The organism is Candidatus Nealsonbacteria bacterium, assembly GCA_019923625.1.
GTDB lineage: Bacteria > Patescibacteriota > Minisyncoccia > Minisyncoccales > RBG-13-42-11 > JAHXGN01.
On record JAHXGN010000001.1, the window covers coordinates 58,124 to 73,934 of the forward strand.

Consider the following 15,811-nt stretch of genomic DNA (forward strand, 5'->3'; position numbering starts at 1 on the left):
AGTAATTTTTAGGAGCATCCGCAGCCGAGCGGGCAAGGTCTCGCACTCAGCGAGGAGCGAGGCGAGGACATGAGCGAACGAACACGCTGGGTGAGTGAGCGTATCCTAAAAATTAGCCTGCCGAGCGATTATCGTGGTAATACTTCTATCTTCTGCCCCTTTTTTATTTTAATAATTGCTTTTTTATATCCCGCCCTCCAACCTGAAATTTTTCCCAATTTTCTTTTTTTGGGCTGAAGATTAATGATTTTAACATCTAAAACATCTACCTTATAAAAATTTTCAACCGCTTTTTTAATTTCCGTTTTATTTGTTTTGGAAAAGACCTTAAATACATATTGGTTCTCTTTGGTTAAATCGGTCGCTTTTTCAGTAATATGGGGAGATTTTAAAATTTGATAAAGGTTTGTCATTTTGATTTTAAAAATGTGGTTTTTATTATTTTAATTGATTCTTTTGGCATGATTAAATACTTAAAAGAAAGCAGGTCTAAACAATTTAAATCTTTTACCTGAATGGTTTTTACTTGTGGAAGATTTCTAGCCGCTAAAATTATCTTTTTGTTCATTTCCGGTAAAGCAATCAAAGTGTTTCCTTTTTTGAAATTTTCAATTTTTGAACTTAAAACATTAATAATTTCGGCCATTGATTTTGTTTTTGCTTTTTCTAATTTCAATTGATTGACAAAAATTAATAAATTACTTTTCGCCTTAGCGGTCAAAACCATCAAAAGAGCTTTTCTTTTTATTTTCTTGGGAATCATTTTTTTGAAAACTTTTTCTTTTCTCGGTCCAAAAGTTATTCCCCCGCCCCGCCAAAGAGGAGAACGAATTGAACCGTGTCTAGCCCTACCCGTTCCTTTTTGCCGCCAGGGTTTTTTTCCTCCGCCCCTTACCTCTCCCCTGGTTTTTGTTTGAGCCAGAATTTTTCTCCGGTTTGCCATCTGAGAAACAACAACTTGATGAATCAAATCGTGATTTATTTTAACATCAAAAATTTCTTTTGGCAGCGAAATTTTTTCTATTTCCTTACCTTCTTGATTGTAAACTGTTATTTCCATATAAAAATTAAGCGAGGCAACTATCCCCTAATTTCCAATAAAGTTCCTTTTGGCCCGGGTATAGCCCCTTTTATCGCCAAAAGATTATTTTCTTTATCAATTTTAACTATTTTTAAATTTTTGATTGTTACTCTTTGGTTTCCCATACGACCTGCCATTTTTTTCCCTTTTATTACTCTTTCGGGAAAAGAACTGCCAATTGAGCCGGCTTTTCTTGATTCATGTTTTACTCCATGAGTGGCATTTCTACCCGAAAATCCCCATCTTTTGACTACTCCGGCAAAACCTTTTCCCTTAGAAATTCCGGAAACTTCAACAACATCTCCTTCCCGAAAAATTGAAACATTGATTTCATCTCCGACTTTATATTTTGAAACATCTATATTGTCTCTATTGTTTCCCCTAAACTCCCGCAAATATCTAAATGGTTTTTGTTTTTGCGGTTTTTTTATTTTCTTGTCTTTTAATTTTATAAAACCAATCTGTGAAGCGTCATAATTATCTTTTTTATCTTTCTTGTCCCCTGGCTGGCTGGCAGTAATGGCGCGGGACTCTTTGGTTTTTACTTGAGTAATTTGACAGGGGCCGGCTTCAATTAAAGTTATCGGAATTACTTTTCCGTTTTTGTCAAAAATTTGAGACATACCAAGTTTTAAACCTAAAATAAATTTCATGATTAATAGCAGATTTAAAATAACGGAGGACAGTCCTCCGTATCTAAGATATGTAAGAATCCCGAGTGTTGTTTACACTTTTTTGAGCGAGGCAATAAAGTTAAAATAACGGAGGACAGTCCTCCGTATCTTAGATCTGTGCCTTACATTTTAATTTCAATATCAACTCCGGCCGGTAAAGTAAGTCGCGTTAGAGCATCAATTATTTTTGGATTGGGATTTAAAATATCAATTAGTCTTTTATGAATTCTCATTTCAAACTGCTCCCTGGCGTCTTTATGAACAAAAGAGGACCGATTAACAGTATATTTGTGAATTTCGGTTGGAATGGGCACCGGGCCCAAAACCTCCACCCCGCAACGCAAAGCTATTTCAATAATTTGTTTTGTTGAATTATCAATAACTTTGTGGTCGTAAGACCGCAGTTTAATCCGAATCTTGGTTTTTATTTCTTCAACTTCAGCAACTGTTTTTTTGGCTGGCATCTTAAAAGAACAATAAAAATTGCTAATTATTCCGTTATAACTTATTAACTATTTTATTATTTTCGTCGTTACTCCTGCTCCTACTGTTTTTCCTCCTTCCCGAATTGCAAACCTTTGTTTTTCTTCCAAAGCAATAGGAACAATTAATTTTATTTTTAAATTAACGGTGTCGCCAGGCATGACCATTTCCGTTCCCTCGGCTAAAACCACATCTCCGGTCACATCAGTAGTTCTGAAATAAAGTTGGGGTTTATAGCCGGAAAAAAATGGGGTATGACGACCACCTTCTTCTTTGGTTAAAATATAAACTTCGGCTTCAAATTCAGTATGAGGAGTAATCGTTCCCGGTTTAGCTAAAACCTGACCCCTTTGCGCGTCTTCTTTTTTAAGGCCCCTAATCAAGACCCCGACATTGTCGCCAGCTCTTCCTTCGTCAAGAATTTTCTGAAACATTTCAACACTAACCGCAGTGGTCTTAACTGTTGGTTTAATACCAACTATCTCTATTTCGTCATTATTTTGAACCACTCCTCTTTCAACTCTTCCGGTTACAACCGTTCCTCGGCCGGAAATGGAAAAAACATCTTCAATAGCCATTAAAAATGGTTTATCTATTTCTCTAACCGGTTCGGGAATATGTTCATCTACCGCTTTCATTAATTCCAAAATTTTCTTTGCCCATTCATCATCAATAGATTTTGCTTCCAGGGCTTTTGCGGCCGAACCCTTAATTATTGGAATAGTATCACCGGGAAAACCATATTTTTTCAAAATTTCTCGGACTTCACTCTCAACTAAATCAATAATTTCCGGGTCATCAACCAAATCGCATTTATTTAAAAAGACAACTATTGAAGGCAGACCGACTTGACGAGCCAATAAAATATGCTCTCTGGTTTGAGGCATTGGTCCATCAGGAGCTGAAACCACTAAAATTGCGCCGTCCATTTGAGCTGCTCCGGTAATCATATTTTTGATATAATCAGCGTGGCCCGGACAATCAATATGGGCATAATGTCTTTTTTCGGTTTCATATTCAAGATGAGAAATACTAATGGTCAATCCCCTGGCTTTTTCTTCAGGAGCGGCATCAATTTGATCAACCGATTTTTTAACTATTTTGGGGTTGCTCAAGCCCAAAACATGTAAAATAGATGCCACTAATGTGGTTTTTCCATGGTCAACATGACCAATAGTGCCGACATTAATATGGGGTTTTTCCCTGATAAATTTTTCTTTTTCTGCCATAAAATTATAATGCGAACCTACCAATAATATACGAGCGCCGCGAATAATTTATTTATTCGCAACATTCGGATAAAAATTCGCAGCATTCGGATTATTCTTATTATATTATTATTCTACTTAATCTTTAAAGTTTGTCAATATAAGTTGTCTGAACGTCAGTCAAGGTTTAACGTCAACAGGATTTATTGTTCGCTGTTTATTACAAAAAGTCAATGGGGTGAATTGAATACCCGTACCCGGTTTACCCGCTTGCCATCGCCTAAGCCTAAGAGCCTGAGGCCGGATTTGAACCGAGCGACCTACTGTTTACAAAACAGTTGCTCTGCCGCTGAGCTACTCAGGCTTAGGCGATGGCAGGCAGGCAAAACCATTGCTTTGCCACCAAGGCAAGCGAGTCGGCAAGTTCTATATCCTGGCCAAGACAGCTGTTTTCCTCTTGAATTATTCTGACTCATTTTTGGTTGAGTTTTTTATTTCTTGCCAATAATTATCATCCTCTTTAATTTTCTTTTTTTTGGTTTTTTCTCTTATTTTCTGAAGTAAATTGGCGGTTTTGTTTTCCATTTTCAAACTCAAGACCCTGATTTTTGAAAGAATGTTTTGAAAAAATATATCTGGGTTGACTTTTTTAAAGTATCTCCAGTTTTTAACCCTGTCTTTTATTAAAATAATTTTTCTCTTTAAAAAATAAGTTTGGAAACATTTGTCTTTTTGGGGCTTTTCCGGCAATTGGGCTAAAATTGATATTTTTTTAAATGCGATTGAAATAATTCCCAAAAAACTTCCGATTAAAATAATGGTGGCGATTAATTCTGGCATTTTTTAAATTTCGTAACGAATAAATCTTTTAAGGACAACATTTTCTCCCAATTTTACTATATATTCATCAATTAAGTCCTTGATTTTTTTACTTTCATCCCTTATCCAGGATTGTTCTAAAATGGGTGAATTTCCTTCAAAACCGGCGATTTGCAAACATAACTCGTGAGCTAAGTTTTGAAAATCTTTGGACTTGGCAACAAAGTCAGTTTCACAATTTAGTTCCAGCAAGACCCCGATTTTTTTATTGGAATGGATATAACTGTCTATAATTCCCTGTTTAACTTCTCGTTTAATTTTTTTCTCAACCAATACCTTGCCCCATTTTTTTAGAATTTCTTTTGCCTTATCAATATCGCCTCCGGATTTTTCCAAGGCCTTTTTGCATTCGGTTATTGAAATATCGGTTTCCTCTCTTAATTGTTTGATTTGGCTAATATTTATCATAAGCTCAAAAGTCAAAAATCAAAGCGCAAAGCTACAACTAAAAACTTAAAATTATTTAGCTTTGAGTTTTAGGCTGTGGTTTTTCGTTTTTCGCTTTAAGTTTTGCATTTAAAATCACCTCTCTTACTTTCTCCAGAATATATTTTACAGAACTGATTGCATCATCATTGGCCGGTATTGGGTAATCGGCTAAATTCGGGTCAACATTGGTATCGGAAATGCCAATTACTTTTATTCCCTTTTCCCGGGCTTCTTTTATGGATAGCGCATCTTTTTTCATATCTAAAACGAAAATTGCCTCGGGTAATTTTTCCAAATTTTTTATTCCGCCGAATTTTTTATCCAAAACTATTAACTCTTTTTCAATTTCAGCCCTTTCTTTTTTGGTGTATTTTTCAAATTCCTCTTTGGTTTTTTTCTTTTCTAAATCTTTAAAATATTCAATTCTTTTTTTTATTATTTCAAAATTAGTAAAAGTTCCTCCTAACCAACGTTCATTAACATAAGGAAAACCGCACTCTAAGGCAATATTTTTCAACAATTCTTTTATTTGAATTTTTGTTCCAACAAAAACTAAAGTTTTCCCTTCTAAAACTAATTGCCGAATAAATTGAAGGGCTTTTTCCAATTTATCTTTCGTTTTTTCCAAATCAATAAGATGAACCGTATTTTTTTTTCCAAATAAATAGGGCTCCATTTTGGGATGGGTTTTTGAAGTTCGGTGACCGAAATGAATTCCCAGTTGAGCCATCTCCTCAACATCAATTTTAAATTCGTCTTTTTTTATTTCCTCCATATAATCAGATTTTACAATATCCTTCTTGATTTTTCAATAGCAATGGGTTATTATAAAAATCAATGAAGACAAACATTCATCCAAAATATTACGAGAAGGCAACAGTTCGCTGCGCCTGCGGGAATGTATTTACTGTTGGTTCAACCAAGGAAATTATTGAAGTTGAGGTTTGCTCAAAATGCCATCCCTTTTATACCGGAAAAGAAAAAATCGTTGATGTTCTGGGCCGGGTAGAAAAATTCAGAAAGAAATTGGCAAGAAAGGAAGAAATGAAAAAAGGGCGAAAAAAATAATATGATAAATGAATCACAATCAGTAATTGTTGAAATCAGGGCAGGAGCCGGCGGAGAAGAAGCGTCTCTTTTTGTTGCCGATTTATTAAAAATGTATTCAAGATACGCTTTTTTTAATCATTGGCAACAAAAAATTTTGGATTCTCGTCCAACTTCTTTAAATGGCTTTAAAGAAATTATTTTTGAAATTTCGGGTAACGGAGTTTTTTCAACAATGAAAAATGAGGCCGGGGTTCATCGCGTCCAGAGAATCCCGACCACCGAGAAATCGGGCAGGATTCACACCTCTACGACCTCGGTGGCAGTACTGCTGAAACCCCAGAAAGGAAAAATTACCATAAATCCCAATGACTTAAAAATTGACACCTACAAATCATCGGGTCCTGGCGGTCAATATGTCAACAAAAGAATGACTGCTGTCAGAATCACCCACTTGCCCAGCGGATTGGTAGTTACCTCGCAAACCGAAAGAAACCTGCAGCAAAACAGAGAAAATGCTCTGAGTATCCTGGCAGCCAGGCTTTTAGAAAAAAAAGAGGTGGAGGAGAGGACGAAAGTGGGAGAAGAAAGACGTTTGCAAATCGGCAAGGCCCAGAGAGCGGAAAAAATCAGAACTTATAATTTCCCTCAAAACAGGATTACCGACCACCGCCTGAAAAAATCATGGCATAACCTGGAAAAAATATTAAATGGAGAATTAGGTATAATAATTAAATCTTTCGAAAAAGAAAAAAACGAAGCGACTAATCTTCAATAGACGTAAAAATACACGGGTGAAACCCGTGTATTTATAAAAAATTGGCACAATTTAGAAGAAACTATGGCCGGAAAATTGGAATCAATTATGAGCGCCCTTGATAAAAACCTTAAAGAAAGCCAATGATTTTGGCAATTGGGCCAATCTTTCTAAATCCCTTATATCTCCTTCAAGGCCCCTGGCAATTCTCATTACCGAGTCCCCATAAAACCTAAATCTAAGGTTAACGGTTCCGGCAAAATAAATCATTGCCGCCCGCCATTCGGCCTCAGGGGTTCTTCTATTCGCCCCATTATTGGCTAAATGCAAGCCAGCGGCCACAAAAGAATCTTTGATATTCCATGGGTCGGCGCTGCCGGTAATTGCCCTGACCCTTTCTTTATACCTTATCCAGGTTGAAGGAATAAATTGAGCCGGCCCCATTGCCCCTCCCCAGCCAAATTCCATCGGACAAGAAACCGGAGTATTAAAAGGGTCTCTGCCCGCTCTCTCGGTGATTTGAAGAAAAATAGGCGCGTCTCTTCGGGGATGCATCACTCTTTGGATAGTTCTTCCGTTTCTAATCCCAACTCCTTCTCCGGTTCTCGGATTTCTTAAAAAACACTGACCAACATTCCGGCCGATATTGGACTCTTGTTTTAAAATCGCCAATAAAAAGGCCGGCCTCACTCCGGTAATTCCTTCTACATATTTTGCCAAATCATAGGCCTCGCCAAAGGTAGGAACATCGGCTACTCCGATTAATTGAAAAATCCTTGCTCTGATTTCAACTGCTCTTCGTTTTATTTCTTCTTTTCCTCTAAGATACTGCTGATATTGGGCTTGGGTCAATCTTAAAAGACTGTCTCTTTCTCTTCTTAATTTGACGTTTTCTTCTTTTTGTAAAAGTTGGACTTTGCGCGTCCTGGCCAGGTCCTCTTTTTCTTGGTCTAAAGATTTCTTCTGGGATTCAAGGCGAATTTTTAAATTTTTAATGTTTTCTAAAAGTTCGCTGTTTTTATTATGAAGATTTTCAAGGGTCATTAAATTACTGAAAAAATTAGAGAGGCGTCTTTCAAAAAATAAAATTTCAATGAAGCTCCTTTGCTCTTCTTTGTAAATTGCCCGCAAGATATTGATTATTCTTTTTTTTGAGTCGTTAATTTTTAATGCCGTTCTGTCAATTGAACCCTCAGTATCTTTAATCTGAATGGCAATGTCTTTAATCATAATGTTGCTTTGACGAGCCTGAAGGTCTAATTTTTCAATCCTCCTTCTTAAAAGAGCAATATCGTTTCTAAGGGTTCTTTTTTCTCTTTCGGTTTTTTGAATATCTTTTTCATACTCAATAATTCTTTCTTCCACTTCCCTTAATTCCCTTTCTAAAGCCTGGCGCTCCTCCCGAGGGGTCGTCTGAGCAAAACTGAAGAAATTTGGCAAAACAAAAGCCAGAAACAAAACAAGTATTAAAATTTTTGAAAATTTAGACATTAAAAATTATTTGCATAAATTATTATAACAGGATTGAGGGCACATATCAACCGGCCAGCAGTAAAACTGATTTTATTACAAATTGAAAATTGAAGGGCGAAGAGGAATACCTCTTCTTTCCCTTCGCCCGCCAACTGGCGGGCTCGGAAATTGAAAATTTATTTCTCCTCTTCTGCCTCTTCTTTTTTCTTTTCCTCAACTTTCTCCACTTTCTCCACTTTCTCTTCAATTGGTTTTTCTAATTCCTCTTCTATTTTTTCCGGCTCTGAAACAAAAGCAACCATTTCGTCGGGCGCTTTGAGAATTTTTACTTCTTTTGAAACAATTAAATCTTTAATTAAAATATTATCCTCAAATGCTTTTAGCTTGCTTATATCCACTTTAATTTCGTGAGGAAGGTTTTGGGGCAGGGCTTTTACTTCCAACTCATAAATATTTTTAACCAAAGTTCCTCCTAATTCCTTTACCACCGGTGCCATTCCTTCAAAAATCAAAGGAACGGTTGCCGTAATCTCTTCGTCTAATTTCGGCTGATAAAAATCAATATGAATGGGTTTTTGAGAAATGGCGTCAATTTCAACACTATGAATCAAAACCAAAAATTTCTTACCATCTACTTGAAGCTGAATCAAAGAGCTTTCTCCGGCTCCTTGATAAACTTTTTCAAATTCTTTGAAATCAACTTTTAAGGGAATATTTTTTATTTTTGGTCCGTATAATATTGCCGGCAGAAGACCGGTTTTTCTCGGGGATTTTGTTTTTTTTCCGAGAATTTCGCGAATTTTAACATCTAAAGTCAACATATTAATAACTTCAAATATAGTGTTTTTTTAATTTTTGATAATTTTTTATTTTGATTGAACAGCCGCAAGACAGGCCTGAGTTTCCTCTTTCTTCTATTGGTCGATGAATCTTTAGATTCATCTTCACCTTTCGCTAACGCTCAGGTAGGTGAAGAAAGTCTATTTTCTTCTACTGCTGCCAAATAATAAAATCTTTTCTTTGGCCGCTTTTTCAATTGCCTGAATTACTGGTAAAAGATACTGGTAAGGTCTTAATTCTTTCCGGTTTTCCAAAATTGATTTTTTTAGGGTCTGTTTGTAAGCCATTCTTAATTCCGTATTGATATTTATTTTAACAATCCCCAAATTTATTGCCTTTTTTAAATCTTCTTTTTTGGTACCCGAGCCGCCGTGTAATACCAAAAAGACCTTATTTTTTAATTTTTCTCTTATTTCTTTTAATTTTTCCAAATTCAAATCGGGATTTAAGCCGGAAAATTCAATTCCGTGAACATTGCCAATTGAAATGGCTAAACCATCTATTCCTGTTTCTTTGACAAATTTTAGGGCTAAACAAGGGTCGGTCAAAATTCCTTTTTCTCCAACCCTGGCTATTTTTTCCAATTCTCCCTCAAAAAATACATTTTTTTTTCGGGCATATTCTCTAATTTCTCGGCTGATTTTTATATTTTCTCTAATTGGCAATTCCGAACCGTCAAAATGAACGGAGTCATAGCCGGCTTTTATCGCTTCTTTAGTATAACTTAAAGATTTTCCATGGTCAAGGTTTAAAAAAACAGGAAGTTTCAATTTTTTTTGATAAATTTTAACCAAATTTACTGCTTCCTCTAATCCGAAAAAACGGCTTTCTTTTTCCGATGTTCCCAAAATTAAGGGGGATTTTAATTTTTGAGCCGCTTTTAAAATTCCTTTTAATTGTTCAAGGGTTGAAAAATTAAATTGGCCGATTGCCCATTTTTCTTTTTCCGCTTTTTTAAAATAATGTTTTAAATTTTTTATTTTCATTTTTGGGGTTCTTTTTAGAACTTTTTTAGAGCCTCTTTTTTAAAATTTTGATTTTTGGATACCTTGCCCCCTTTTTTAAAAGGCCTTTTTGGGCTCCCCATTGGCTAACGCAGAAACCTGAATTTGCCATGGCTTTTTGAATGGCAAAAATTATATTATTTTTCTCAATCATTCCGGCAACAAAACCGGAACCAAAGGCGTCGCCAGCGCCAGTAGCATCAACAAATTTTAATCTCAAAGACGGCGCCTGGTAAAGCTCTTTTCCGTCAGAAACAACTACGCCATCCCTGCCTTTTGTCATTATGGCAATGCCTTTTGTCATTTCATCGATTTTTCGGAAAATTTCTTTTTCCCTGCCTGGGCCAAGGATTCGACAGCCAAGCCCGCCTGAGCCAATCTGCCTGCCAGCAAAACAGGGGTCTCGGCGAGCAGGTTTTTGAAAAGGAATTTTGGTCAATAACGAGGCCTCTTCCTGATTTAAAATCAAAATGTCAATTTTTTTCAAAATTCTTTCCAAAACCGGCTTTGAAAATTTCAATTGGTCATATCCTGGATTCCAGGCAACCTTAATCTTAAATTTTTGGGCAAAATTAATCAGGTCCTCGGTTAAATTGGCTAACTTTCCGGAGAACGGAGCTAAATAAAACCAACTGGTTTTTTTAATTTTCTGCCAGGGAATGTCTTTTTTCTCCAAATCATCAGAAGCCCCCCGGTAAACCAAAATTGTCCGGTCTTTGCCAGGATAAGTTAAAAAAACCGAAATATTGGTAAGTTTATTTTTTGTTTTTAGAATAAATGATGGGCTGATTTTTAATTTTTTCAGCTCGGCGATTATTAAATTGCCAAAACAGTCCTCGCCAACCTGACCGCACCAGGCAACTTTCAACCCTTGATTGGCAAAGGTCGCGGCCGTATTTGTTCCGCCGCCGCCAGAACTCAAAAAAATATCTTCCACCTCAATTTTTGAACCCAAATCTAAGCAAATGCCCTGTTTTGCGGTAAGGGTTTTATTAAAAACCGGTAAAAATTTTTTTGATTTCAGATAAATGTCCTGAGCCGCCGACCCGAAGGTAATTACATCAAACATTGAAATAAATTATTTTGCTAAACTTAAAATTGTTTTAATAACAGTGTCCGGGTTTAAAGAAATTGATTCTATCCCCTCTTTGACTAAAAATTCGGCAAACTCCGGAAAATCACTCGGCGCCTGACCGCAAATACCGGCATATTTTTTCTTTTGGCGACAGAGTTTAATCACTTTTTTAATCATTTCTTTTACCGCCTCATTCCTTTCATCGCCGATATAAGCAATTTTTGCGTTGTCTCTGTCTACTCCCAAAATTAATTGAGTTAAATCATTTGAACCAATTGATATACCATCAAAAATCTTCAAAAACTCTTCTGCTAAAATAACATTGGAAGGAACTTCACACATAACATAAGTTTTTAATTCTTTTTTGACAAGGCCGAATTTTTCCATTAATTCTAACACTTTTTCTCCTTCTTCCACCGTCCGGCAAAAAGGCACCATTACTGAAATATTTTTCAATCCGAAAACCTCTCTAACTCTTTTTATTGCCTGGCATTCCATTTCAAAAGCCGGCTGAAACTCTTTGTCTAAATAACGGCAAGCCCCTCGGAAACCCAACATCGGATTTTCTTCTTCTTTTTCAAATAATTGGCCGCCAACCAGGTTTTCATATTCGTTTGATTTAAAATCGGAAAATCTGACGATTACTTCTTTGGGCCAAAAGGCAGCGGCAATTTTAGCAATGCCTTCGGCCAACTCTTTGATAAAATGCTCTTTTTTGTCTTTGTGTTCAACTGTAATTTCTTCAATTCTTTTAACAATCTTTTTTACTTGCCCCGTAGTGAACCGAGCTTTGCCAGGTTCTACTGCTGTTCTCTTTGCCCGGATTTTTAATTTTTTATAATGATAAAGGGCCAAGGGATGAATTCTTATTTTTTCAGCCAAAATAAACTCAACCCTGGCCAACCCCACGCCGTCATTTGGCAAAAATGATGTTTTAAAAGCAATGTCAGGAGAACCGATATTTATCATTATTTTGGTAGTCAATTCTGGGATTTTTTTCAAATCGTATTTTTTTATTTTAAAGGAAATTTTCCCACCGAGAATTTTTCCATTTAATCCCTGGGTGCAATCAACCGTAACTTCTTGACCGTTTTTTAAAATTTCGGTTGCTTTCTGAGTCCCGACAATGCAGGGAATTCCAAGCTCCCGGCTTACTATGGCCGCATGGGCTGTTTTTCCGCCCTCATTAGTGACAATGGCTGAGGCAATTCTCATTGCCGGCAGCCAATCCGGGTCGGTCATTTTTGTTACCAAAACCTCTCCTTTTTGAAATTGGTCTATTTTAGAAACATCGCCAATGATTCTTACTTTTCCCTGGCCGATTTTATTTCCAACGGCAATTCCGGTTAAAATTGGCGGTTTTTTTGTTTTTAATTGATACTCTTCATAAAACTTAATTTCTTGGGGTGTATGGACCGTCTCAGGCCTTGATTGAACAATAAAAAGCTCGCCTGTTTTTCCATCTTTTGCCCACTCAATGTCCTGGGGAATTTTGTAATGGCTTTCTATTTGACAAGCCCATTTAGCCAAAGTTAAAATTTCTTCATCAGTTAGGGAAAATCTTAATTGGTCTTTTTTAGAAACAGCTACTTCTACAATTCCTTGATTTTTGGCATTCACCCTGTTAAATTGTTCGCTTTTAGCGAACACCTCGCTTCGCGAGGATTTAACAGGGTAAATATATTTTTTTGTCTTTCTTCCCAAATTTTTAAGAATTATTGATTTAAAGCCTTGTTTCAGGGTTGGCTTGAAAACATAAAATTCATCAGGCGTAACCATTCCTTTGACAATCATTTCCCCCACTCCAAAAATTGAATTGATTAAAACAACATTTTTAAATCCTGTCTCAGTATCTATGGTAAAGAGCACGCCCGAAGACGCCAAATCCGACCTGACCATTTTTTGAACGCAGATTGATAAAGCAAATTCCAAATGAGAAATTTTTTTCTCTTCCCGATAAGCAATGACTCTATCGTTAAAAGAAGAAGCCAAGCATTTTCTAATGGCTCTTAATAAATTTTCTTTTCCTGAAACATTTAAAAAGGTTTCAAACTGACCGGCAAAAGAATCTTTGGGACTGTCCTCGGCCACGCCTGAAGAACGAACAGCTACATTGATATTTCTTTGGCCGTATTTTTCTGATAATTTCTGATAGGCCCTAAATATCTCCCTTTTTAGGTCCCCGGAAAATTTTCCATTTAAAATTAAATTTCGAGCTGCCTTGCCAGTTTCTTGCAAGTTTTTGATGCTTTCGGGGTCAAATTTTTTGAAAATTTCTTTTAATTTCTCATCAATTGTGTTTTCCCTTAAAAAATGCCAATAGGTTTCTGTAGTTAAAGCAAAACCATCAGGGATATTAATCGGATTTATTTTTCGCTTTTCGCTTTTCGCTTTTAGCTTGCCAAACATTTCGCCCAAAGAAGCATTTTTCCCTCCGACCATAGGCACGTCTTTTGCCGAGATTTCCTTAAACCATAAAATAAACTTTTGTTTTTTATTCATAATTTAATTACCTCTCTTATTTTCTCAACGCTTTCTGGGTTTGCTAATGTGCTTAAATCTCCAAGTTCTTCGCCAGTAAATAGCTTTCTTAAGATTCGTCTCATAATTTTCCCGCTGCGGGTTTTAGGCAAATCTTCAACCAAGTAAACTTCTTTTGGCGAGGCAATGGGCCCGATTTCTTTCCTTACTTGTTTAATAATCTCCTCTTTAAGTTGCAGAGGACGGGCCTCTGTAAACTTTTTGGGAGCAACGAAAGCCACAGGCACCTCTCCCTTTATTTCATCTGGAATGCCAATTACTGCGCATTCGGTAATATCGGGATGCAAATTAATAACTGCTTCTAACTCTCCGGTAGACAATCTGTGACCCGCCACCTTAATTACATCATCTACCCTGCCGATAATTCGGATTAAACCATTTTTATCTTTGAAAGCCGCATCACTGGTGAAGTAGACCTCTTTACTATATTGACTCCAATAGGTTTCTAAATATTTTTTAGGGTCTTTGTAAATTCCTCGGAACATACCGGGGCTAAAAGGCGGAAGTATGACTAAGTTTCCTGTTTTACCTACCGGACAAGATTTTCCCTTTTCATCAAATATATCAAACTTTGTTCCCGGAAATGGTAATCCAGTAAAGGCCGGTTTGAAAGGTCCGATTCCCGGCAAAGAAGTAATTAAAATTCCGCCGGTTTCCGTCTGCCACCAGGTATCAACTATCGGACACTTTTCTTTTCCGACCTCTTTGAAATACCAGAGCCAGGCTGATTCATCGATTGGTTCACCAACCGACCCCAATAGCCGTAATTTTTCAAATTTATATGCTTTCAAGGAGCTTAGCTCCTTTTCAAACATTCGGATTGCGGTTGGCGCAGTATAGAAAACTGTTACTTTGTGCTTTTCAATAATTTGCGCCCACCTGTCAGGTGTCGGCCAATCTGGCGCTCCCTCAAACATCAAAAAGGTTATTCCATTAAGTAAGGGCGAGTAGCAACCGTATGTATGCGAAGTGATCCAACCTATGTCGGCAGTGCACCAAAAAATATCGTTTGCATGAAAATCAAAAATCCATTTTCCTGTCCAATAGGCCTGAACTGTATAGCCACCGCAGGTGTGGATGATTTGTTTTGGTCGGCCGGTGGAACCGCTGGTCGCCAATAAAAATAAAAGGTCTTCTGAATCCATAATTTCGGATTGGCACTGATTACTTTCATTTTTGATTAACTCCTGCCACCATAAATCTCTTTGAGGGTCCCACGGAATTTCATTTTCTGCTCTTTTTACCACAATAACTTTCTCCACTTTTGTTTCTTTTATTCCCTCGTCAGCATTTTGTTTTAAATTGACAATTTTTCCTCTTCTGTAATAACCGTCGGCCGTTATCAAAACTTTAGCTTCAGTATCCTGCAGTCTTACTTTTAAAGCATGGGGTGAAAAAGCAGAAAAAACAACGGTATGAATCGCTCCAATTCTGACGCAGGCAAGCATTGAAATTATTGCTTCGGGAATCATTGGCAGATAAATCCCTATTCTGTCGCCTTTTTTTACTCCTAATTTTTTCAGACCCTGCGCAAATTTATTAACCGCGGAGAACAGTTCTCCGTAAGTTAAAATTTTGGGTTTTTCATCAATTGGTTCCGGCTCCCAAATTAAGGCAATTTTGTTTTTAATCTTATCCCAACCCTGCGAATTTTTCTCAAAAATATTCTCTGTAATATTCAATTTTCCACCCAAAAACCACTTAAAATATGGGGGTTTGTGTTCAAACGGCTTTTTCCATTTTTTTAAAAAAAGTTCTTTGGCTAACTTCTCCCAAAACTTAATTGGATTTTTATCTGCTTCTCTATAAATTTTTTTATCTTTTAGCCAAGCCCTTTTCTTAAAACCTTCAATCGGATAATAAAGATTATCTTTTTTGAACATACAAATTTACCCAGTAATACAACTTCGGCAACCCATGGTTTTATGGTTTCGCTAAGGCGAAACCAGCCGAAGATGATATACTGGGTTTATTATACCAAGAATCAAAAAAGAAACAAAATACAGGGGTCTGACCCCTGTAAAATTCAGAAACTTAAATAAAAACTTAAAATCCAAAACAAAAAAATACAAATAATTTTAATTTACCAATTTACTAATTTTCAATTTACGAATGAATTTACTAATTTATTAATTTTAAAATTAGAAAATTGAAAATTGATTGTAAATTCGTAAATTCGTAAATTAAAACGTTACAAATTCGTTGCTCAAAAATGGACCCGTCCCTATTTCCCTATAAAGCCTTAAAGGAGCTTAGCTCCTTTTTCTGGAAATGATCCATAAAAAAGGTACCCGTCCCTTTTTCTTTTGCACTGTCAATC

General features: G+C 36.5%; 16 protein-coding genes and 1 tRNA gene. 2 read left to right on the top strand and 15 right to left on the bottom strand.

Annotated features, from left to right (window positions below):
- Positions 1–128: 128 nt before the first annotated feature.
- The 9 genes from rplW to rpsB all read right to left on the bottom strand — a co-directional run bounded on the left by rplW (position 129) and on the right by rpsB (position 5,529).
- Entirely contained in the window at positions 129–413 is a 285-nt protein-coding gene (gene rplW / locus KY055_00335; GenBank protein ID MBZ1345086.1) for a 50S ribosomal protein L23, read from the bottom strand.
- Positions 410–1,060 (bottom strand): 50S ribosomal protein L4, encoded by a 651-nt coding sequence (gene rplD, locus KY055_00340; protein ID MBZ1345087.1) that lies wholly within the window; start codon positions 1,058–1,060, stop codon positions 410–412. The genes rplW and rplD overlap by 4 nt, the downstream gene beginning before the upstream one ends.
- Before the next feature lie 20 nt (positions 1,061–1,080).
- Positions 1,081–1,737, bottom strand: coding sequence for a 50S ribosomal protein L3 (rplC, locus tag KY055_00345; protein MBZ1345088.1), 657 nt, complete (start codon positions 1,735–1,737; stop codon positions 1,081–1,083).
- A 140-nt stretch (positions 1,738–1,877) separates the two neighbouring features.
- On the bottom strand, positions 1,878–2,219 hold the full coding sequence (gene rpsJ / locus KY055_00350) for a 30S ribosomal protein S10 (GenBank protein ID MBZ1345089.1): 342 nt from the start codon (positions 2,217–2,219) through the stop codon (positions 1,878–1,880).
- Between the two features lie 48 nt (positions 2,220–2,267).
- Complete coding sequence (tuf, locus tag KY055_00355; GenBank protein MBZ1345090.1) at positions 2,268–3,467, bottom strand: elongation factor Tu; 1,200 nt, start codon at positions 3,465–3,467, stop codon at positions 2,268–2,270.
- 270 nt (positions 3,468–3,737) lie between these two features.
- A tRNA-Thr gene (locus KY055_00360) sits at positions 3,738–3,810 on the bottom strand.
- Positions 3,811–3,908: 98 nt separating this feature from the next.
- Positions 3,909–4,286, bottom strand: a complete 378-nt coding sequence (locus tag KY055_00365; GenBank protein MBZ1345091.1) for a hypothetical protein — start codon at positions 4,284–4,286, stop codon at positions 3,909–3,911.
- A gap of 3 nt (positions 4,287–4,289) precedes the next feature.
- Complete coding sequence (tsf, locus tag KY055_00370) at positions 4,290–4,733, bottom strand: translation elongation factor Ts (GenBank protein MBZ1345092.1); 444 nt, start codon at positions 4,731–4,733, stop codon at positions 4,290–4,292.
- A 55-nt stretch (positions 4,734–4,788) separates the two neighbouring features.
- Positions 4,789–5,529 (bottom strand): 30S ribosomal protein S2, encoded by a 741-nt coding sequence (rpsB, locus tag KY055_00375; protein MBZ1345093.1) that lies wholly within the window; start codon positions 5,527–5,529, stop codon positions 4,789–4,791.
- Positions 5,530–5,591: 62 nt separating this feature from the next.
- On the opposite strand from rpsB, the gene rpmE reads away from it, so the two are divergent.
- A complete protein-coding gene (gene rpmE, locus KY055_00380; protein MBZ1345094.1) occupies positions 5,592–5,822 on the top strand; it encodes a 50S ribosomal protein L31 in 231 nt (76 codons plus the stop codon).
- Between the two features lies 1 nt (position 5,823).
- Positions 5,824–6,579, top strand: a complete 756-nt coding sequence (locus KY055_00385) for a PCRF domain-containing protein (GenBank protein ID MBZ1345095.1) — start codon at positions 5,824–5,826, stop codon at positions 6,577–6,579.
- Positions 6,580–6,660: 81 nt separating this feature from the next.
- On the opposite strand, the gene KY055_00390 is transcribed toward KY055_00385, so the two are convergent.
- The 6 genes from KY055_00390 to acs form a co-directional block, all read right to left on the bottom strand.
- Complete coding sequence (locus KY055_00390) at positions 6,661–8,049, bottom strand: lytic murein transglycosylase (GenBank protein ID MBZ1345096.1); 1,389 nt, start codon at positions 8,047–8,049, stop codon at positions 6,661–6,663.
- 158 nt (positions 8,050–8,207) lie between these two features.
- Entirely contained in the window at positions 8,208–8,852 is a 645-nt protein-coding gene (locus tag KY055_00395; protein MBZ1345097.1) for a 50S ribosomal protein L25, read from the bottom strand.
- Between the two features lie 159 nt (positions 8,853–9,011).
- A complete protein-coding gene (locus KY055_00400) occupies positions 9,012–9,857 on the bottom strand; it encodes a class II fructose-bisphosphate aldolase family protein (GenBank protein ID MBZ1345098.1) in 846 nt (281 codons plus the stop codon).
- Between the two features lie 25 nt (positions 9,858–9,882).
- Positions 9,883–10,944, bottom strand: coding sequence for a carbohydrate kinase family protein (locus KY055_00405; protein ID MBZ1345099.1), 1,062 nt, complete (start codon positions 10,942–10,944; stop codon positions 9,883–9,885).
- 9 nt (positions 10,945–10,953) lie between these two features.
- A complete protein-coding gene (gene ppsA, locus KY055_00410) occupies positions 10,954–13,452 on the bottom strand; it encodes a phosphoenolpyruvate synthase (GenBank protein MBZ1345100.1) in 2,499 nt (832 codons plus the stop codon).
- A complete protein-coding gene (acs, locus tag KY055_00415; GenBank protein ID MBZ1345101.1) occupies positions 13,449–15,374 on the bottom strand; it encodes an acetate--CoA ligase in 1,926 nt (641 codons plus the stop codon). Before acs ends, ppsA begins: the two co-directional genes overlap by 4 nt.
- Positions 15,375–15,811 lie beyond the last annotated feature (437 nt).